General features: G+C 55.1%; 20 protein-coding genes. 9 read left to right on the plus strand and 11 right to left on the minus strand.

The window, feature by feature from the left end; genetic code table 11:
- Positions 1-138: 138 nt before the first annotated feature.
- Together AAGA79_RS12695 and AAGA79_RS12700 are read left to right on the plus strand one after the other, a co-directional pair.
- On the plus strand, positions 139-1,023 hold the full coding sequence (locus AAGA79_RS12695; protein WP_411826177.1) for an SDR family oxidoreductase: 885 nt from the start codon (positions 139-141) through the stop codon (positions 1,021-1,023).
- Positions 1,020-2,207 carry a glycosyltransferase gene (locus AAGA79_RS12700; protein ID WP_411826178.1) on the plus strand — a complete coding sequence of 396 codons (1,188 nt, stop codon included), beginning with the start codon at positions 1,020-1,022 and terminating at the stop codon, positions 2,205-2,207. Before AAGA79_RS12695 ends, AAGA79_RS12700 begins: the two co-directional genes overlap by 4 nt.
- On the opposite strand, the gene AAGA79_RS12705 is transcribed toward AAGA79_RS12700, so the two are convergent.
- Genes AAGA79_RS12705 through AAGA79_RS12725 form a run of 5 tightly spaced genes read right to left on the minus strand, consistent with a single transcriptional unit; the run spans position 2,165 to position 7,960 of the window.
- Complete coding sequence (locus tag AAGA79_RS12705; protein WP_411826179.1) at positions 2,165-3,517, minus strand: PIG-L family deacetylase; 1,353 nt, start codon at positions 3,515-3,517, stop codon at positions 2,165-2,167. The two genes, AAGA79_RS12700 and AAGA79_RS12705, sit on opposite strands and share 43 nt — an antisense overlap.
- On the minus strand, positions 3,514-4,611 hold the full coding sequence (locus AAGA79_RS12710) for an acyl-CoA dehydrogenase family protein (RefSeq protein ID WP_411826180.1): 1,098 nt from the start codon (positions 4,609-4,611) through the stop codon (positions 3,514-3,516). The genes AAGA79_RS12705 and AAGA79_RS12710 overlap by 4 nt, the downstream gene beginning before the upstream one ends.
- A complete protein-coding gene (locus AAGA79_RS12715; RefSeq protein WP_411826181.1) occupies positions 4,608-5,612 on the minus strand; it encodes a glycosyltransferase family 4 protein in 1,005 nt (334 codons plus the stop codon). The genes AAGA79_RS12710 and AAGA79_RS12715 overlap by 4 nt, the downstream gene beginning before the upstream one ends.
- Positions 5,603-6,547, minus strand: a complete 945-nt coding sequence (locus AAGA79_RS12720; protein ID WP_411826182.1) for a glycosyltransferase family 2 protein — start codon at positions 6,545-6,547, stop codon at positions 5,603-5,605. The genes AAGA79_RS12715 and AAGA79_RS12720 overlap by 10 nt, the downstream gene beginning before the upstream one ends.
- 3 nt (positions 6,548-6,550) lie before the next feature.
- Positions 6,551-7,960 carry a glycosyltransferase family 2 protein gene (locus tag AAGA79_RS12725; protein WP_411826183.1) on the minus strand — a complete coding sequence of 470 codons (1,410 nt, stop codon included), beginning with the start codon at positions 7,958-7,960 and terminating at the stop codon, positions 6,551-6,553.
- A 384-nt stretch (positions 7,961-8,344) separates the two neighbouring features.
- Here AAGA79_RS12725 and AAGA79_RS12730 point away from each other — a divergent pair, with 384 nt between their 5' ends.
- Positions 8,345-9,262, plus strand: a complete 918-nt coding sequence (locus tag AAGA79_RS12730) for a D-alanine--D-alanine ligase (RefSeq protein ID WP_411826184.1) — start codon at positions 8,345-8,347, stop codon at positions 9,260-9,262.
- Here the strand turns inward: AAGA79_RS12730 and AAGA79_RS12735 are convergent.
- A complete protein-coding gene (locus tag AAGA79_RS12735; RefSeq protein ID WP_411826185.1) occupies positions 9,242-10,555 on the minus strand; it encodes a YiiX/YebB-like N1pC/P60 family cysteine hydrolase in 1,314 nt (437 codons plus the stop codon). The genes AAGA79_RS12730 and AAGA79_RS12735 overlap by 21 nt on opposite strands.
- Before the next feature lie 97 nt (positions 10,556-10,652).
- On the opposite strand from AAGA79_RS12735, the gene AAGA79_RS12740 reads away from it, so the two are divergent.
- From AAGA79_RS12740 to AAGA79_RS12760, 5 genes are all read left to right on the plus strand, one after another.
- A complete protein-coding gene (locus AAGA79_RS12740) occupies positions 10,653-10,856 on the plus strand; it encodes a hypothetical protein (protein ID WP_411826186.1) in 204 nt (67 codons plus the stop codon).
- Positions 10,846-11,196, plus strand: coding sequence for a hypothetical protein (locus tag AAGA79_RS12745; RefSeq protein WP_411826187.1), 351 nt, complete (start codon positions 10,846-10,848; stop codon positions 11,194-11,196). Before AAGA79_RS12740 ends, AAGA79_RS12745 begins: the two co-directional genes overlap by 11 nt.
- Before the next feature lie 183 nt (positions 11,197-11,379).
- Positions 11,380-12,366 (plus strand): cell division protein FtsQ/DivIB, encoded by a 987-nt coding sequence (locus AAGA79_RS12750; protein ID WP_411826188.1) that lies wholly within the window; start codon positions 11,380-11,382, stop codon positions 12,364-12,366.
- Between the two features lie 6 nt (positions 12,367-12,372).
- Positions 12,373-13,590, plus strand: coding sequence for a cell division protein FtsA (ftsA, locus tag AAGA79_RS12755; RefSeq protein WP_411826189.1), 1,218 nt, complete (start codon positions 12,373-12,375; stop codon positions 13,588-13,590).
- Positions 13,591-13,620: 30 nt separating this feature from the next.
- Positions 13,621-15,312, plus strand: a complete 1,692-nt coding sequence (locus AAGA79_RS12760; RefSeq protein ID WP_411826190.1) for a hypothetical protein — start codon at positions 13,621-13,623, stop codon at positions 15,310-15,312.
- Positions 15,313-15,399: 87 nt separating this feature from the next.
- On the opposite strand, the gene AAGA79_RS12765 is transcribed toward AAGA79_RS12760, so the two are convergent.
- The 4 genes from AAGA79_RS12765 to AAGA79_RS12780 all read right to left on the minus strand — a co-directional run bounded on the left by AAGA79_RS12765 (position 15,400) and on the right by AAGA79_RS12780 (position 17,953).
- Positions 15,400-15,855 (minus strand): EF-hand domain-containing protein, encoded by a 456-nt coding sequence (locus AAGA79_RS12765; protein ID WP_411826191.1) that lies wholly within the window; start codon positions 15,853-15,855, stop codon positions 15,400-15,402.
- 240 nt (positions 15,856-16,095) lie between these two features.
- Entirely contained in the window at positions 16,096-16,719 is a 624-nt protein-coding gene (locus AAGA79_RS12770) for a PEP-CTERM sorting domain-containing protein (protein ID WP_411826192.1), read from the minus strand.
- Positions 16,720-16,925: 206 nt separating this feature from the next.
- Positions 16,926-17,657 (minus strand): putative 4-mercaptohistidine N1-methyltransferase, encoded by a 732-nt coding sequence (locus AAGA79_RS12775; protein WP_411826193.1) that lies wholly within the window; start codon positions 17,655-17,657, stop codon positions 16,926-16,928.
- Positions 17,654-17,953: a hypothetical protein gene (locus tag AAGA79_RS12780; RefSeq protein WP_411826194.1), complete on the minus strand. Its 300-nt coding sequence runs from the start codon at positions 17,951-17,953 to the stop codon at positions 17,654-17,656. The genes AAGA79_RS12775 and AAGA79_RS12780 overlap by 4 nt, the downstream gene beginning before the upstream one ends.
- Before the next feature lie 50 nt (positions 17,954-18,003).
- On the opposite strand from AAGA79_RS12780, the gene AAGA79_RS12785 reads away from it, so the two are divergent.
- Entirely contained in the window at positions 18,004-18,447 is a 444-nt protein-coding gene (locus AAGA79_RS12785) for a 23S rRNA (pseudouridine(1915)-N(3))-methyltransferase RlmH (RefSeq protein ID WP_411826195.1), read from the plus strand.
- On the opposite strand, the gene AAGA79_RS12790 is transcribed toward AAGA79_RS12785, so the two are convergent.
- Entirely contained in the window at positions 18,444-18,623 is a 180-nt protein-coding gene (locus AAGA79_RS12790; protein ID WP_411826196.1) for a hypothetical protein, read from the minus strand. The two genes, AAGA79_RS12785 and AAGA79_RS12790, sit on opposite strands and share 4 nt — an antisense overlap.
- Positions 18,624-18,664: the final 41 nt, after the last annotated feature.

Below are 18,664 nucleotides of genomic sequence, written 5' to 3' on the forward strand. Positions count from 1 at the left end.
CCGCCAGCGCAAAAAGTCACCAGCTCTTTGCAATTTGCACAAAAAAAGATTCTCCCTACGGCCCTATAGCCCGAATTTCAAGGGATCCAGGCATGGTACAGACCCCGCTACCCGGTCAGAAACCGCGATAGCCACCAAATGCCAAACAGTTCCAAGAAAAAAGCCACGAAAAAACAGCGCCCTGCCCAGAAACAAAGCCGGCAGCCGGGCCGCGAATCCGAAATGGTCCCGGCACCAGAATACGAGAACCCGAACCTCAAGGGAAGCGGCCGCCTCCGGGACAAGGTCGCCCTCATCACCGGCGGCGACTCGGGAATCGGCCGCGCCATCGCCGTCGCCTACGCCAGGGAAGGAGCGGACGTCGCCATCGTCTACCTTGAGGAAAACGGTGACGCACGCGACACGGCCTCCCTCGTCGAAGCGGAAGGCCGCAAGTGCCTCCTGATCAAATCCGACGTCTCCGCGAAAAAGGCCTGCCAGAAAGCTGTCCAAAAGACAGTCGATGAACTCGGCAAGCTCGACATACTCGTCAGCAACGCAGCTGAGCAACACCCACAGAAGTCCCTCGAAGACATTTCCGAGAAACAACTCCGCAAAATCTTCGAAACAAACGTATTTCCCATGTTTTTCCTCGCTGCGGCAGCCCTTCCTCATCTGCGGGAATCCCCTTCCGCATCCATCATCACCACCACCTCGGTCACCGCCTACCGCGGCAGCCCGAAACTCATCGACTACTCCGCAACAAAAGGTGCCATCGTTTCCTTCACCCGATCGCTATCCGGAAACCTTGCCGGAGAAGGTATCCGTGTTAACGCAGTGGCCCCAGGCCCCATCTGGACTCCTTTGATCCCTTCCACTTTTCCCAAGGAAAAAATCCCGGAATTCGGCTCCCAGGCCCCGCTCGGTCGGGCAGGCCAGCCATGGGAATGTGCCACTTGCTACGTTTTTCTCGCCAGCGAGGAATCCCGCTACATGACCGGCCAGGTCCTCCACCCCAACGGCGGTGAAATCATCAATGGATGATGAAATATCTTCTCAATCCCCGCCTTCCGGCACCTCATCCGTCCCTCGATTTCATCGTTACCATCCCCGCCCACAACGAGGAATCCCTGATTGCTGAGACCCTCCGGGCTCTCCTCATACAGACCGACCCTGCGGGGAATCCGATCGATCCGGATTCTTTCGAAATCCTTTTACTCGCTCACAACTGCACCGACCAAACCGCCGCGGCAGCCCGCGCGGCGGTGAGAGGCCCTCGGCCGGCGGTGCATGTGATCGAGTGGGAGACCACTGCCATAGACGCCACAGTCGGTGCAGCCAGAAAAGCCATCACCGAGCTCGCGGCCAGCCGCCTGTCATCCTTGAATAAACCCGATGGCATTGTAGCCACCACTGATGCAGACACCGGCGTTTCCCCGGAATGGATCTTTCAAACCAGGCGGGAAATGAAACCAAACATCTCCGCGGTCGCCGGTTGTATCGAGGTAGATTTCACAGGCGTGATTCTCACCACTCCTGCCATCACCCGCTATCAGCACGATTACGAGACCTACCGGCGCCTCTGCTCGGAGCTCGCGGCGAAACTGGAACCCGTCGCCCATGAGCCCGGGCTCCGCCACGAAATCCACACGGCCGCATCATACGCCGTGCGTGCCTCAATCCACACGGAAATCGGCGGGATCCCCTCCCTGGAACGAGGAGAGGACATCGCATTCCACCGGATGATCCTCGCAGCCGGCCATCTCGTCCGCCACTCCCCATTGGTCAGGGTCAGCACCTCGGGGCGCGATTGCGGGAGGGTTTCAGGCGGTCTTGCCGATGCCTTGTGCGGTTGGACCGACTGCGCCCGGAACGATGGCGATTACATGGTGGAATCACCCGATGTTTTCATCCGCTACTACAGCACCAGATCGCGGATCCGGAAACGTCTCGAAACCTTCCATCCGGAATCCATCGAGCGTGCTGCCCGTCTCGTTGCCGACCTTCGGTTTGATGGCTTTTCGTATCGGGAAGCATTGGCCATACTCGCTGAACAACCACCGGTTGAACTTTTCATGGAAGATCTGGAGACCGCCCGCCAGGCAAACCCTCTTCAACGGCCCGTTCCATTCCGCGATGCAAAATCCTACCTGGAGCAAAGGATCAGACCTCCCGTCCCCACACTTCACGGCGAGCTCATCGCTTTTTCAAATACATCAATCCGGTAGGTCTCCGCCCGCCGCCCCCCCACGCGCTTCAGATCCAGCCTCCCGAGCGCGTAGTCGTGAACCTCATCCCCGGTCTGCGGATAGCTCGCGACAAAAGGTGTCCAGTGCACCATCAACACTTCCCCGCCCGCCGGCAGCGACTCGACCACCCGGTCAAACAGTATCTCCAGATCGGCGCGGGACAGATAGTAGGCGACCTCCGAGATGACGATCAGGTCAAATATACCTTCCGGCCATTCCCGGGGAAGAAAACCTGCCCGCACCACTACGTTCTCCAATCCTTTGCATCGATCCCGAGCTCTGCCCACCGCTGTCCCCGAAGCATCCACCGCCAACAACGCCTCCGACCTCCCCGCCAGCATCTCCGTGAAAACCCCGATTGAACAGCCCAGTTCCAGCACCCGCCCGTAATTTTCCCGTCCAAGGCTTACGAGGGTTTCCTTATATTTCGCAGCTTCATACTCGCTCGTCGCAAATTCCCACGGATCCTCCTCCCTGACATACATCCCTTCAAAGTATCCACTACCCAGCGTCTCGTCCTCAGCCGCTTCCGCCGGCTCGAAAAAAATTTCATAACCGTCCGTAAATCGAGCCAGCTGCGTGTCGTTCATCACAAACCCTGCCGGATCGTCCGAAATTAAATCTGTCATCTGCGAGGCATGCGCGGCGATGGCCGCCTTTTTCCTACCAAGCACTGATCGCACATCCAGCCGCCACGCCCGCATCTCTCCGCTGGTCGGCGCCTTGTCATGGCTGTCCGCCTCCCACACCCACACTGGATACTCCACCACCCTAATCTCGTGCAGGATCCGTTTCCGTGCCTCCGTCACAATTGAGGTCGTTGCAATATGATCATGATGAACGTCCCGCCTCCACGGAGTGAAAATCGTATCCGGGTCCACCTCTTCAATCACCTCAGCCATCCTCGCCACCGCTTTTTCAAATCCCTCATCCCAATCGTGCGGCACCTTCCCATCCGGAAGCTCCAAAAAACTCGTCTCACCCTCCCCCACGCGAAGAATCTCCAACGCCGCCAACGCCTCTCCCCGCCGCAATTCGGCAAGCGCGGCCGCAGGATACATCCTGGAGTTCAGGTGGGAAGCACTCCCATCACTCACTATCACCACCCGAACCTCCCTGCCGGACTCCCGCGCTAGGGCGATCAATCCGCCGCAGGCCAGGCTCTCATCATCCGGGTGCGGTGCAACCACCATCAAAACTCCGCCCGGCACAGCTTCTTCCAGCTCACATACCGCGATGGATTCCGGATCGGCCAGCAGGGAGCGATGTAAATTCGGGTTCTTCTTCATTCTTTCTTTCCTTTCCATAGACTTTCCAACGGTTCCGCGATCCCCAGCGCGTAGCGCCCCGCCCCCATCAGCGAGCCATCCGGATTTGGCTGGCGCAGATACGTCATCAGATCTCTCGAGACCCTCTCCATCGCGTGCGGCCTCAGCATCCCCTGGAGTCCCACACACTGATGCGCCCTCTGTATTGTACGGAAGCAGATTCCTTCAATCGCGCTGCGCATCATCCCCACATAATGGACCAGCCTTTCGGGCTCGCTCTCGGCCGCCTCCGCGCGTTCGGCCGCACCTCCCAGCCAGAGCCTACCGCTCTCACAATCCGTGAGCATTTTCGAAACACGTTCCTCTTGGTAGGCGTGATCCGTCCGCCCCGTCGCCCGCAGATGCTGCCTGGTAATCTCCAGAAGCGCCTCCGCTCCACCCAACTGAACCGCCGCGAAACGCATCGCTCCACCCGAAAGCCACGGCTGCCTCGCATAGCAATCCGGCTGGCCAAGCAACATTTCCGTAAAAACCTCCACTCCGGTCACATCCAGGCGATGACTGACAGAACCGGCCATCCCCATTGGATCCCATGTCGTCCGGTCAAACTCCAGCCCGCTTCCCGCCGGAGCGATTACCAGCAACTGCGATCCCCCATCGAAATTTTTCGCGGAAATAATAGGCCTATCCACCCACTCGGCCCCGGAGGCGAAGACCTTCGCCCCTTCCAGGAAAATTTTCCCATCCTGCCCCTTCACAAATTTCACATCCTCCTCCGGCCTACCTGTGTTCCAGATACCGAAACAGCATCCGTCCAGCGCATCACCACTCCATCGTGACTTCTGCTCGGCAGTCCCAAAACTATGTATCAGCCTCAGCGCGTTCACATGCCCCTCATAGATTCTCCCAACCGCCAGTGAACCTCGCCCGATCTCCCGCAGAAGCTCCAGCATCGGTAACATCCCCGCGGGCGAAATCTCCCATCCCCGCCCGCCCCATCTCTCCGGCAGACACACGCTCAGATATCCTTGCTGCCTCAGAAGTTCAATTCCCGCCCCCGGGCCTTCCTTTTCCATCATGGCATCCATTGAGGCCAATTTCTCATACACACTCATACGCCGGTTTTGTTCGTTTTGAATAATTCCTCCCACTCCGCCAGCACCCTCGCGATGGAGAACTCCGGAGCCTCACGCACCACCGGCCGGCCGCCCGCCCTCCACAGCCGGATGGTTTCCAGGACATTCCGCGGAGTACAATTCACCACCTGTCCCTGCCCACCCTTTTCCAGCACCTCCACCGCCGCCCCGATCCCATGGGCCAGCACCGGCACACCAAGCGCGTTTGCCTCCGCGAACACCAGACCGAAGGTCTCCTCAAAATTCCTCTGCGGATAAAAAACACACAACGCCGTGGAAACCTCCGCATGGATCTCCTTGGGCGGCAGATGCCCCAGACGGACAACCCCGGGCACATCATCCGGAACCGGACCGCCCCAATACCCCGGGTCCCCCAGATACAGCCGCATCGCCGGGAACTCGCTTCGGATCTCGGAAAACCGCCGGAGAACCTCTTCCAGCCCCTTGTGTGGTGAGGAAAAGAAAACCAGTTTGTCGACATCGGTCTCGGCAGCCTCCGCCCGGACAACCACCGGGTTATAAATCGTCACCATCGGCAACTTCTCACCGAGAACATCCCGCATCCGCTCCCGCAGAAAGTCGGAAACGCAGATCGCGGTCGTGGCACACCTCTCAAGCATCGGACCGGCCTTTTTCCACCTGCTACCGGGGAAACAATGCATCCACAGAAACATCCTCGAGCCCGGAAAAATCTTCCGCAGCCCATTGAGGGTTTTGAAACTCCGCAACACGACGATCACATCCGGATCAGGAACGGATGGCTCTCCCACCCGGAAGGGAACATACCCCACCCCATTCATTTCCAGCGTTTCTTCCCGGTTGTGCTGTGCGATGGCCACCCTATACCTGCCGGTCCCCGACAGCCCCTCCGCAATGCGGAACAGAGTCGATTCCGTCCCGCCCAGCGGCTCCCGGTCGAGGGAGCTCCCATCCAGCGGCCGCGGGCAGTCCACATCTATGAAGAGTAGGTTCAAAGGCATCTCGCAAGTTGTTCAGAAAGATGGTCGCGGCTCCCCGCCGTCATCGGAAAGTCCTCGTCCACCACCAACTCCCCGCCATTGCGGATCCCCTCGATCTCAATGGCACGGAAATCCACCACCACTTTCCCGGCTTCGGCCGCTGCCCTTCCCCACTTTCCATTCCGGTACACACGATTCCTCTTCCACACCTCCTCACGGTCGGCCCTACGCCTTTCTCCACGGTAGCCGGTATCTCCATCCGTCGTCAGCGATACCGCCGTCTCCACTTTTGTCAGTAGTGGCTCTTCGATAAAATGGAAGATATGCCCTGAGGCCAGCAGCCTGTTTCTCAACTCCCGGTCCTCTTCGACACTGTCCAGATAGCCTCCCAAACGGTGGAAGCAACTCTTCCTAAACAGACCCGAGTTGATTAAAACCCAATCTCCTTCCGTTTTCGAAGGGCTCTGGATCGTGGGGAAGAAATCGTCCACCAGCGAGACCCGCTTCCCGATCGTAAACACAGATCCATCCAGCTTGATGAACTTGTGCGCACCCACCACGACATCCACTGCCAGCTCGGATCCCGGCGCATACCCCAGAATTTCCCAATCCAGAATCTCATCCGCCTTACCGCGCAGCGATATCGCCCGCGTCTGTAGCAGAATCTTATGCCTTTCCGCCTCGTCATCGGAATCGTGGAAAGTGATCGCCTCACAATCGGAAAGTGCAATTCCCAGGTTCTTGGCGAGCGCGGTTCCCACGTTCTTACCAAGTTTCACATAGGATACCCGGCTATCATTCAGAAATGGCTCCACCACTTTCCCGGTGTCATCGCTCGAGGCATCATCAATCACGATGACCCGGATATCCGGGTAACTTTGCCCCAGGGCGCTTCTCAATGCTCCCGCCAGGCAGGAAGCTCGGTTGTAGGTAGGTATTACGATCGCAGTCTTCATAGATTAGGTTGGGGAATAATCGGAGTTGGCGGGACAGACAGCCGCGTCTTCCATCCGCGCCGCACCACGCTTGAGAATACGCGCGAGGCGCAGCCGTGACAGACTCCGGAGACAAAGAAATAGAGCCAGTGTCGCGAACACCGGAAACCCTTGGAATATCAGCAGAACAGACAACATCACCCATACCGTGGCACGCACCACCCCGCAGAGTTTACACAGTTCCTCCGGAGACCCATCCTTCGGCGTTCGGATGAAAACCGGCCGATGAAATGGCAATAGCCCCAAGAGCCCTCTCGCCCCCTCCTCGCTCAACGCCAGACGCACCAGCGAGGCCTCCAGCTTCAACCTCGCATCACCCCTCACCGTCGCTGCCACCAAGGCAAACTCCCCTGCCACAAGCAGTAGCGCTACGAAGATGACCGGATACCTCCACCCCTCCAGCCCCGCGCCTAGCTCTGCGAGAAAAACCAGTGGAACCAGGAGATACAGCCCCTGCAACCACGCACACAGCTGCCCAGCCACCAAAGGGAAACGCCCGTCAAGATCCCCGCTCACCCCCAATAATTTCCTTAAAACACATGCATTGCCCATCGCCCATCTCACCCGTTGGCGCGAGAGGCAGGGAATGGAATTTGGCAGCAATCCGGTCCCCTGGATCTCATCGGCAAATATCCCGCGCCCTCCGTTCGCCAGGAGCCTCGCACCCAGATGCGCATCTTCCGTAATGGTTTCCAGCGGCCATCCGCCCACCTCCTGCAGAGCTTCTTTGCGGATCACACTCATGGTCCCCGTCAACAACATGGAGGAGCTCCTCCCGGCCAGCCGGCCATACGCGCGGAAATATTGATCGTATTCCGCCACCAACGGGGAGCCCTCCGCTCCCCGATAAGCCTGTGGAAACTGGACGTGGGAAAACCTCTCCCCACTCATCAGACTTGCCGCCCTCCTCAGAAAACCCGGGAACACCTGGTAGTCGGCATCGACTACCACCACGTGATCCGCTTCCGCCGCAGTCTCCTCAAGAGCAATGTTCAAGGCTCCGGCCTTCGCCCCCCGGACATGATCCCGGTGAAAAAATCTGACCCCATCGCCCTTCCCCTCACACCATTTCGCCACCGGCATCCAAACTGCCGGATTGAATGTATTGTTATCGATCACGATCACCTCGAAGCGCTCGGCCGGATAGTCCGATCTCATCAACGCCTCCAACGTCTCGATGACCAACCCCGGAGGCTCATCATGAATCGCCACATGCACGGAGAAAAACGGCACCCCTACCATCGGACCACCCTCCGGTAGAATTGAAGCTTCCAGCATGCCGCCGCCCAAAGCCCATACCTTTGCTGCCAACGGCACACAGGCGAGCAGGATCATGGCAACAAACCACATATCCCAGACGAACGACCCAAACATTTCTCTCATCTATCCCGATCCCTATACAAGTTCCCCCCGCCGCCTGCTCCCATTCCACGGACCCGGATCAACGAAAAATAAAGAAAATCGCGATTCCACAAGAGCACCGGGGCTCCCATAGACTTCTGCCAGATAAATTCGTTCCATGGTTTTCCAGATTCACTCGTTCCGCCACAAAACGCGGCCCGTCCAGCCGTTTAGCTTCCCACATGCCACACCACCGACCCCCGACCCACGGGCCTCCCAGCGCCCCACTCCCCAGCCTGCAATGCAAAATGCAGGGTATAACGCGTGATTGAATTGCAACTTCACACCCGCGGAACCCCATTCCCATAATCCTGATTTTTTACCTGTCCCAATCACGATCTCCGGCTAGAAACAGCAATGCTTTCGTCTAAAAAAATCGCAGTTCTCATGGGCGGTCCCGGCTCAGAACGACAGGTATCCCTTGCCTCCGGAAACGCAGTCCTCAAAGCCCTCCAGTCCCTCAGGCTCGATGCCGTCCCGGTCGATGTCACCTCCGAGGAAATCAATCTCCCCGAGGGCACCGACCTCTGTTTCAACCTCATACACGGCACCTTCGGCGAGGATGGCAGACTGCAGAAAATCCTTGAGGAAAAGGGAATCCCCTACACCGGCGCACGCTCGGAATCATCCCGGATCGCCTTCGACAAAAATTTAGCCAAGCAAGCATTCCTCGCCGCCGGAGTCCCCACCCCGAAATCCGAAATCATTGATTGCTCCAACGGCCCCGTCCTGCCCGGCTTCCCGGCACCGTTCGTGGTAAAACCACCACGCGAAGGCTCATCCGTCGGTATCGAGATCGTGAAAACCCAGGAAGAAGCTGAAGCCGCGATCGCCAAAGCTTCCCAACACTCCAAGGACCTTCTCATCGAGGAATTCATTTCCGGCCCGGAACTCACCGTCCCCGTCATTGATGGCAAGGCCTACCCGGTCATACACATCATCCCACCTGAAGGCGTTTACGATATGGCCACGAAATATCCTTGGCTTTCCGGCAAAACAACCGGCTCCCAATACATCTGCCCCGCGGATCTGGATCTGGAAACCACCATGGCAGTCCAAGCCGCCGCCGTTGCCGCGCATAAATCTCTCAATCTCGAAGTTTACTCCCGCGTCGATGTCATGCTGGACGCCGATAACAATCCATACGTTCTCGAGGCAAATACGATCCCGGGCATGACAGAAACCTCTCTCCTGCCAAAATCCGCCGCCGCCGCCGGCCTTGATTTCCCGGAACTCTGCAAAAAAATCGCCGAGCTATCCCTCGCGGCTGGCTAAATAACGCTTATTTGCCGTTTCACCGAAACTCACCTCCCGGCAACCGGGGCCAAAAAAGGCGGTGAGTTCGAAGATTCCACTCTCCAACACCTGCGAGATCAGTTCCTCGGCAGGCAGGCAGAATCTTCCCGCCGTTTCGCCAAGGCGGAACTTCATTCCGGCCACACCATGCCAGCTGCGGTAAACCACCTCCGTGCAGGCCAGCCTATCCGCTTGCCTGAAATCGAATACGAAATCGTATAGCTTCCCCACATGGCTCAGCGCTCGTTTCACCACCTCCTGAAAATCAACTTCCGAGGCACCTTTTGCCCTCAGAACCAGGAAAGCATCCACTGCTAGAGTTTCCTCCAGGTCCCTCAGCCGCACCCCATCCTTCTTGGCCTCCACGATCGATCCGCCTTCCGCCTGCTTCCCAACATAAAGTGCCGCATGCGGCCAGAACCCCGGGAGAAAAAGATTCGTCAGCGCATCCTGATGCCGCGTCACAATAATATCCCCTGGCTGTAGATAACTGGCAATAGCCTCCAAGGGAGCACCCGGGACACGCTTCGGTTGCGCCGCCAGCCCCGTGGTAGGATCCCTCAGCTCGGAAATCGTCCGGCCTCCGATCTCGAAGAGCTGGAACATCGTATTCTCAAAACCGGACTTATTCCTCCGCATCCAGGAATACAGCCGGTAACGGTAGCGCCGCAGGACATGCCCACGCAGCGAAGTTTCCATAAATGGCTTTTCCTCCTCTAGAATCGTTAAAATTTCACCCACCAGCTCATCTCCCGCCAGCTCAGAAATCCTCCCCCGGTATTCATCGTAAAAACGCCATGCCTGATGGAATTTCCACATTCTGGGCACCGAACTTTGCAGCCGGTAAACCTCATAAAGTGACTTTCTTGGAATCCCGTAGCGCGGCTCCGCCTCATCCAGTTTCTGCCGCAGCACACTCCGCCCATCCACCACCCGCATCAGAAATGATCCTGTCCTGATCAACAGACAGGCAGCCGTAAAACCCACTGTGAAAATCCGCAATCTCACCCGCACATCCAGCTCATGTCCACGGTCCACCCAAGGCTCCGCAGCCGCCACCACCTCGCGTATTGACGCTCTCACCTGGAGATACCTCGCAAAAACTTCCCTCAGACGCTCATCCTCATCCGGTAGATAATACCCACGCGCCTCAGCCGCATCCGCCTCCCCTAGCTCCCGGTCCAGGTTCTCACGTCTCGGCACTACCTCGGCCACAGCTAGGAGCGTTTTAACTCCCCGATCAATCATCTCTTCAAGCCCATCCTGCCTCATATTCGGGACACCATAGACTACCGTGCTTCCACCCTGCGAGCCGAATTAGACGATGCCGGAATTTGCATCTTCGCGGATCAAACCTAGAATTCTCACCATGGAACAAAACACGCAAACCAACTCCTGGCCGGCACTCGCAATCGGGCTCTATGATAAACTCACCGAGCGCAATGCTGAGATCATCTACGAAGTGGAAAACCTGGAAGTCCAGGTTCCGGCCAAAACAGGAGTATCAGCCGACAGCGCCACATGGAAAGTAAACGGCATCATGAAAATCCGCACCCGCAACAATGCCCATTAATCTCAGTGGCCTCTCCATCCGCGGGAGTATGCGCCTCCAGTGCGATAAACTCGATTTCCGAATATGTTTCGAGGAATCGAAATGGATCGCGAAGTTTTCCAGCTTCAGCGATCTCATGCATGCCCGGAAGGAAATTTCTACTCTCACCGAGACTATAAAAGGCCTCCCCCCCCTGCCCCTTCTTCCAGGGAAATCCGAATCGCTTACTGCGGCCGCCGCCGTAGAAATTCCAGTACTCTGGGTAACTATAAAGGATCGCCCGGTCGGGAAACTCATCCACGAGGAGGGAGTGCTGAAATTCCGCCCTACGATTCTGAACTTTTTCACAAAGGATATTTAGTGGAATCCCCTAAAGCAAAGAGACTAGTCGACTCGATCCTGCCAGCATACCCATAGATACATTGACATTAAGGAAGGGCTAAATAAGATCGCCCGAGCTTGCCTCAGGCCCGTTGCTACGAGAGCATCAGGCTGCCTTTCATCGCGATCATCCGGTGCTTCTCCTCTTTAAATCGGTCAATAAATGCGAAAACGGACATCCAGAACCAGACATCACAGACATCAGGTAAAAGTCCTGCGGGCCTCCGTGATGTCGCCGCGCATCGCTTGGTTCAATTGCCTCAGCGTCCTGAAACTAGCGGGGAAAATCGCCATCGCCATCGGCCTCCTGCTCGGTGCCGCCTACGGCATACGCCAGGCTATCGAACAAACCTTCCACCAGAATCCGGATTTTCGCCTCCAGGCCATTCAGCTGAACGAGAACGATGTCCTGGATGAATCAGATCTGGTCGATCAACTCGGTATCGACCTCTCCTCCAATATCTTCGATTTCAACGTTACCTATCTGGAAAACGAACTTCTGAAAATCCCGGCGATCTCCACGGCGGAAGTAAAACGTGAACTTCCGGGGACACTCAATTTTCACCTTACCACACGGAAACCCATCGCATGGGTCGCCTGCCCGGAGGAAAATTTTGCAGCATCTCGCGTCAGCGGAGGTCTGTTGGTGGATCACACCGGCTACCTGTTTCCCTGCCCCCCGCGTCTCGTTCAGACATCCGCACACCTCCCGATCCTGCTCCTAACTCCTGAGGAAAATTTCCCCATACAGGCAGGAAGGATTATTGAGCATCCGCAATACAAGCACTGTCTACACCTACTCACCGCGATTCTCGCCCACAATCCGGAGAGTCTTTCATCAGTGAGCTCCATCTCCCAGAAAAACGAATGGTCGCTGAACCTCAGCACCAGATCCGGTATAGAGGCCACATTTGGACTCGGAGATCACAAGCGCCAGCTCGACAATCTTCAGGCAGCACTCCACCACTCGGAAAAAAAAGGTTATCAAATCGAAACGATCAACTTGATCCCGAAGCGAAATGTCCCCATCACAGTCCGCGAAGACAATCTGCCCCCGCGCGCCATTCCTGTAGCCGAGAATACACCAACTCCAGCACCCAGGGAAAACCGCCAAGCTCAAGACCTCCACTCTCTTTTGAACCGAAACTGATCGAACATGTCCCGCCGCACAAAAATTCACGTCGGATTGGAAATCGGCACTAGCAAGACCTGTATCGTCGTTGGCGAGGTCAAGCCGGACAGTGCTGTGAAAATCCTGGGAATCGGCGTCACCAAATCCGCTGGCGTTCGCCGTGGTGAACTATCGGATTTCATTCAGGCCAGAGCATGCATCAAGGACGCTCTGGCAAAGGCCGAGGACGCCAGCGATGTGGAAATTGGCTCGGTATTTCTATCCGTCACAGGCGCACACCTTCAGGGAGTTAACAATCGAGGCACCTTCCGTCTCCCGGACAATCAGCAAACCATCCTTCCCGAACATCTTGAGGAAGCCTGCAGTCTTGCCCGCGACGTCCACTACCCGCAGGAAAATGTCTGTCTTCATACCATCATCCGGAAATATCTCGTAGATGGATTGGAGCAATCCGCCTCACCCGTCGGCCTTTTCGCCAAAACCGTCGAAGCAGACTTCCACATCATCCACGGTATCCGGAACCGGATTCAGAACTCCATCAAAGTAGTCCGCGAGTGCCCCCTGGAAGTCGATGACATCGTCTTCGCGCCCATTGCCACCGCACAGATGGCTCTTGACCGGGAACAGAAGGAACGCGGGGCACTTCTCATAGATATTGGCGGCGGCACGACCGATTACGCATTGTATATAGACGGCGCAATCGCTGCCTCGGGCTGCATCCCGGTAGGCGGAGACCACGTCACCAATGATATCCACTTGGTTACCGGGCTCCCGTTTTCCAAAGCGGAGAAACTTAAAATCCTGGAAGGAAGCGCTTCCGCTGAACCTTCCGTCTCCGTCGGCATCGCAAAACTTACCGATGAAAACGGATACGCTGATGTAGAGGTCAAGCGCACCATCCTCAATGAGGTCATCCGTCAACGTCTAGAAGAAACCCTGCAGCTGGTCAAGGCGCGCCTCCCCAAGGGAGCGATCGAAGCAATCGGCTCAGGCGTCTTCCTAACCGGTGGCACCAGCCTCATGAAGGGCTTCTCCGAACTCGCCTTCGATGTCTTCGGCCGTGATATCTACCGTCCGGAATCTTCCGAAAGCACGGACTCGGAGCACCCGTCCTTCAAGGATCCACAATTTGCCACCGCCATCGGCCTTATCCGATACGCGCAGATCCTCGAAACAGAAAACAGCAAACCGCCGGGCTGCCTCGGAAAAATCCTCAATCTGTTCTGGCCATTCGGCAATTGAGCCGCATCAATCTATTCTATCCTTACTGCCATGATTTCCTACTCACGCGATCCCAAACAAGAAATCCCCTCCTCAGCTGTCAAAATCGTCGGACTCGGCGGCGCTGGCGCAAACATGCTGGAGCGGGTCGCCCTCGATAGCATCGAAGGCGCCGAACTCCTCGCGCTAAACACAGATATACGCACACTTGGCGCCTCATTGGCCAAAGAGAAGATCCAACTCGGAATCAATCTTACAAAAGGCCTTGGCACAGGCGGCGATCCTGAACTGGGCCAGCAAGCCATGCTCGAGGCAGAGGAATCCGTTCGCGAAGCCTTGAAAGGCCAGCAAATCGTTTTCCTATGCGCGGGACTAGGTGGTGGCACAGGCTCCGGAGCCGCACCAATCGTAGCCCGTATTGCTCGTGAAGAAGGAGCATTCGTGGTCGTCTTTGCAACTATGCCGTTCTTTTTCGAAGGCCGCCGCCGCCGCGATCAGGCAGACACCGCCCTTAACGAACTTGCGGTCCTCTCCAATGCCCTCGTGACCTTCGACAACAATCGCATGGGCGAGCTTGTCCTTGCGAAACAAGGTATTCACGAAGCCTTCTCCTCAGCGGACAAGATGATCTCCGAGTCTATCAAAGCTGTTATACGACTAGTGATCAGGCCGGGCATCATCAACGTCGGCCTCGATGATCTAATGTCCGCACTCCGCACAACCAGATCCCGGTGCCTCTTCGGCTCAGGTATGTCCGAAGGAAAAGACAGAGCATCCAAAGCTCTCCGTAATGCGCTTTCCAGCCCTCTTCTGGATCAAGGTTCACTTCTCAAGGAAGCTCAAACGGTCCTCGTGCATCTCTCGGGCGGCGAGTCCCTCACCCTGTTTGAGATCGAGCTCCTCATGCAGAATCTTCAGAAACACGTGCCGGACCATGCACACGTCCTCTTCGGCGCGGCCATTGATCCAGCCATGGGCGACAACTTGTCCATTACCCTTATCAGCGCATTACCCGAAGACTCACTCACAGGCGGCACCCGTCAGACCATCAGTTCCCCGCTGAAAAGTATCGCCGGATTTGAAAGCGTCACATCCGATGCGGAAGAAATCGAAAATCCTTTCACTAAAATAGATACCGCTAAATCCGGGCCAGCAAGCGATTCGGAGCTCCCGGCAGAAGAAGAAAAGCCAGAGGTTGATAAAGAGCCTACTCCCAAGGGAAAGGAAGAAAGACCTTTTGCCGAACCGGAATTCCCGAAAAAAAAGGAAGACGCCCCTAAACAGGCCGAGCCAGCAACAGACAAGGAACAGGAAGACGGTCCCGAGCTGACGGAACCGGAAAGCATCACGACAAAAAAAGAAGAGGAGATTGATTCTGAAGATGACTCCGAGGAATTGCTTTCACCTTCCGGCCCGGAGGTCGATCCTCCTTCCAAATTTTCAGCATCCAATCCCGAACCGAAAGTTCAACCGTCTGGCAAACCCATCTGGGATAAGAGCGGGAGATCATCTGACGAAACGGACGATTCGGAAGACCCGTTTGAAGCCGGCCTCTCCGATACGGATGCGCCAAAAAACTCAACTCAGAATGCCAATCTGAAGCTCGATGAAAAGGTCTCCGGCTCGCAGAGTGAATTGTCATTTGATAGTTCTCCAAGAGGCCGTTTCGAGGGGGAAAATCCTAACGTCTTCGAGGGTGAGGATCTTGATCTTCCACCGTTTCTCAGGAAGAAGAAGTCATAGATTTCCTTTCAAGAATCCTGAATCAAAAAAAGGCCGTCTCAAGCGAGACGGCCTTCTTTTATTGGTTTTCGTAAGCCTCAATCTTGCCTATTCCGAGTCTTCGGAACCTTTTTTACCACCGTCACGGTGACCTTCGTGCTTACCCTTATGGTCACGTCCTTTTGGACCCGCGCCACATTCACAATTGCGGTGTTTTTGTCCTCTCTCCTCCATTCGCTCCTTCACCTCTTCCGGGAGTGCAGCCTTCTCGTCATCGCTTAGTTTGCCGTCTTTATCGGTATCAAACTTTTCCATGAACTCTTTCTTGCGATCATGCATCTTCCCTCGCACACCTTCCATGCGTTCCTGACGTGCATCCATGGCTGCCTGAAGTTCTTCCGCGTTCAGTGCACCGTCTCCATCCTTATCGAACTTCTCGATGATATTCGTAGGTGTCGGGCGCTCCTGAGGACCTTTTCGACCTTCCTTGCCTTCGCCTTGTGCGAAAGCTGATGAGCCAAGACCAACCGAAGCGGCAATAAGAATTAGTGATTTAAATTTCATAATATTGTTTTGTTTATAGATGAGCAACTTCTGGCTCTTACTGCCTACTTTCAACAATCCAACTTCGAAAAAGTTTCGGATTTTCCTAAAACTTTCTAAATTCCTATACTCCGCTTGATCTAAAAATCATACCTTATGAGAAAAATCACAGTTTTCCGTATTCCAGCAAAACTATTTTCGACACAAAAAAGCCCCCTCCGCCAGAATAGCGAAGAGGGCAATAGAGCTTAAATTCTTACGTTAGCGCTTACGTCTGAAAAGTAGACCTGCGGATAATGCCAGAAGACTGAGGGAACTAGGTTCAGGAACTGCATCCCAGGTTATCATGTCCTGCTTCTTGCTGTTGGTGAGATAGGTGAGATTCACAGCAGTAAACGAATCCAGGTTGGACAGATATGAATTGGCGAGAGCTTGTGTGGACTCACCGCTTTTGATTTTTACCTTGTTGCTGCTAAGGCTGTAACTACTGCTGGTTTCCGCAACTAGCTCCCAGATTGCCCACTGCGCGGCTGCTGCCTGGGAGGCATTTTGGGAAGAAGCCAGGAAACCGCCGATAACCTTGGCAATTTTGTCGGAGTTTGTCAGCTGGGACAGATCGGTAACAGTATAGCTCAGGGTATCTCCAACGGTGATACCTGCATCTGGCTCCACGCAGAATGCTTCAAAGTCGAAACCGCTGCTTGATGTACTTTCAAACTGGTTCACACCAGCCGTGTAGTATGAATAATTATTGCCGGAGTCGAATGAGCCTTTCACTGAAAGCGCAGGGCTGATCTCGGTAAGTTTTGCCTGAATTGTCTGGGCCTGACCTGTGAGTGCTGTGCACGCGAGTGCCACAGCACCTAATAGTGCTTTGTATTTCATGGGGGGGGAGTTGTTGGGGGTGATGACGAACGACCGTCGCTATTCACTTTACGCCACCACTCCTACCCCACAAATACATTCATATCAGCGGAAAACCATCACCTCCAAAGAACTGACAATGAACGACTTACGAGTCATGCAGATTGAACTTCAATCAACCAACACCTTCCATAAATCCCAATTAAATTATCAATCAAATTGAATTATCAATTCCGCTTCCAAACAGACACCATCGACTTGGTCCACTGAAATTTCCTGGCAGTCTCCCTAATCAGGAACGGCTCGTCATTGACCGCAAGGAGCGAGAAATCACCTCCAAGAGCCCTTTCAAGCCACGAGAGGGTGTCTTGCTCCGGCCACTCGGCGGAGGGCGTGAATTCCTCCAACCAAGTACATGGAGTGGCTAGAACAAGCTCACCGCCCGTATTTACCAGACTTGGCAGGCGATTCAGTAACATCGAAGGATTACTCAGCCGACAAATCAAATTCGCAGCGTGAACCAGATCGAATTTCCCTAAATTTTCAGGTAGATTCATCGCATCCCCTTGCCTGAAACTAATACGGTCAATGGGGACGCCTTGGGGCGCCTTGGCTATCAGGTTAGTGGTGAGATGCCCTTCATCCATGCGGGCATAGGAAATGGTTTCACCACCCCTCAATTTTTCTGCCGCGGCAATAAAAGCATTGGAATAATCTATACCAATCACTTCCTCACAAAACTCACTCATCTCAAACGTAGCCCTTCCTACCGCGCATCCGATATCCAGCCCACGTTTCCCGCCGCTGGAAGTGAAATGCCTGGGGGTCCGTCTGGCAAAGCCCAGAGCCTCCCTCATCCCAGGTGGCCAAGCCTCTCCGGGTAACACATCGTCATCCGAACCGTAATGGAAGAGCAGATACTCACCTAGAATCTTTGCGTCTTCGTAGATTTCGTTCATTGGGCAGGAGCTTCTTCTTCAACAATCTCCTTCGCCTCATCCACCCGTTCAATACCACGACTGGTTTCTTTCAGAGAAATACGCTGGTCGTTGTCCTGATCGTAAAACTTGATAATTTCTGACCTATCGACACCTCCGACTCTTTCAGCTTCATCGAGCTCGCTGGAAACAAGGAAGCCATCACCATTGTAGTCCCAAAGATCGAACTTTTCCACGAGACCGATCATCTTGCGTTCAACTGGACCAGGAGCACAAGAAACGACAACTCCGCACATCAAAACTAATAAGCTTTTCATTTATTGTTAAGAAACTGGAGCAAGAGGCGGATCCAGACAAGACTTGTGGTGTGCGAATCCTAATTATTGTGGCTGGAAAACCAGCGCTTGCATTCTCGAAGCTTGCGACAACGGAGTACTTGAAGCGCCTTTCAAGATACGGGGATTACCAACTGAAGTTCGTCAAGGATGGCGATAGCGACGACGTGTCGAGCAATCTCCTGAAAGCATCTGAAGGTTATTTCAGGATCGCGCTAGACGAGCGGGGCCTCCGCCCCACCACACGGGAACTGGCAAAGACGTTAAGCTCCCTGGAAATGGACGGCAGCATCAAGAGGCTAGCCTTTTTGATCGGAGCTTCAGATGGCCATTCAAAAGAATTAAGGGAAAACAGCGACATGGTCCTCTCACTTTCAAGCATGACCATGCAGCATGAGCTGGCACTAGTGGTGTTGCTCGAGCAGATCTATCGGCTAGCAACCATTAAGGCAGGAAGCCCCTACCACCGCGATTAGCGGCGATACTGGTTGGCCGGCAGCATTCCCAACTGACCACCACCTTGTCCTGCAATTGGAGCATTCCAAGGAATGGTGCTGGAGTTCGAAACTGGACCTACTGGTTTCTTGTCCTCCTCTGCTGCACAGGAAACGAAGAACAAGGTGAGTAGTCCGGAAATGGTCAGTAGCTTCATAGCATCAACGGAATACAGTTTCTGGCGTTTGGCAAGCCAGC

It is taken from the genome of Luteolibacter sp. AS25 (genome assembly GCF_046736275.1).
GTDB lineage: Bacteria > Verrucomicrobiota > Verrucomicrobiia > Verrucomicrobiales > Akkermansiaceae > Luteolibacter.

What these genes read in the sequence shown, in the direction of transcription:
- AAGA79_RS12695 (WP_411826177.1), top strand. Translation starts at nt 139, where the DNA reads ATGCCAAACAGTTCCAAGAAAAAAGCCACGAAAAAACAGCGCCCTGCC.
- AAGA79_RS12700 (WP_411826178.1), top strand. Translation starts at nt 1,020, where the DNA reads ATGATGAAATATCTTCTCAATCCCCGCCTTCCGGCACCTCATCCGTCC.
- AAGA79_RS12705 (WP_411826179.1), bottom strand. Translation starts at nt 3,517, where the DNA reads ATGAAGAAGAACCCGAATTTACATCGCTCCCTGCTGGCCGATCCGGAA.
- AAGA79_RS12710 (WP_411826180.1), bottom strand. Translation starts at nt 4,611, where the DNA reads ATGAGTGTGTATGAGAAATTGGCCTCAATGGATGCCATGATGGAAAAG.
- AAGA79_RS12715 (WP_411826181.1), bottom strand. Translation starts at nt 5,612, where the DNA reads ATGCCTTTGAACCTACTCTTCATAGATGTGGACTGCCCGCGGCCGCTG.
- AAGA79_RS12720 (WP_411826182.1), bottom strand. Translation starts at nt 6,547, where the DNA reads ATGAAGACTGCGATCGTAATACCTACCTACAACCGAGCTTCCTGCCTG.
- AAGA79_RS12725 (WP_411826183.1), bottom strand. Translation starts at nt 7,960, where the DNA reads ATGTTTGGGTCGTTCGTCTGGGATATGTGGTTTGTTGCCATGATCCTG.
- AAGA79_RS12730 (WP_411826184.1), top strand. Translation starts at nt 8,345, where the DNA reads ATGCTTTCGTCTAAAAAAATCGCAGTTCTCATGGGCGGTCCCGGCTCA.
- AAGA79_RS12735 (WP_411826185.1), bottom strand. Translation starts at nt 10,555, where the DNA reads ATGAGGCAGGATGGGCTTGAAGAGATGATTGATCGGGGAGTTAAAACG.
- AAGA79_RS12740 (WP_411826186.1), top strand. Translation starts at nt 10,653, where the DNA reads ATGGAACAAAACACGCAAACCAACTCCTGGCCGGCACTCGCAATCGGG.
- AAGA79_RS12745 (WP_411826187.1), top strand. Translation starts at nt 10,846, where the DNA reads ATGCCCATTAATCTCAGTGGCCTCTCCATCCGCGGGAGTATGCGCCTC.
- AAGA79_RS12750 (WP_411826188.1), top strand. Translation starts at nt 11,380, where the DNA reads ATGCGAAAACGGACATCCAGAACCAGACATCACAGACATCAGGTAAAA.
- ftsA (WP_411826189.1), top strand. Translation starts at nt 12,373, where the DNA reads ATGTCCCGCCGCACAAAAATTCACGTCGGATTGGAAATCGGCACTAGC.
- AAGA79_RS12760 (WP_411826190.1), top strand. Translation starts at nt 13,621, where the DNA reads ATGATTTCCTACTCACGCGATCCCAAACAAGAAATCCCCTCCTCAGCT.
- AAGA79_RS12765 (WP_411826191.1), bottom strand. Translation starts at nt 15,855, where the DNA reads ATGAAATTTAAATCACTAATTCTTATTGCCGCTTCGGTTGGTCTTGGC.
- AAGA79_RS12770 (WP_411826192.1), bottom strand. Translation starts at nt 16,719, where the DNA reads ATGAAATACAAAGCACTATTAGGTGCTGTGGCACTCGCGTGCACAGCA.
- AAGA79_RS12775 (WP_411826193.1), bottom strand. Translation starts at nt 17,657, where the DNA reads ATGAACGAAATCTACGAAGACGCAAAGATTCTAGGTGAGTATCTGCTC.
- AAGA79_RS12780 (WP_411826194.1), bottom strand. Translation starts at nt 17,953, where the DNA reads ATGAAAAGCTTATTAGTTTTGATGTGCGGAGTTGTCGTTTCTTGTGCT.
- AAGA79_RS12790 (WP_411826196.1), bottom strand. Translation starts at nt 18,623, where the DNA reads ATGAAGCTACTGACCATTTCCGGACTACTCACCTTGTTCTTCGTTTCC.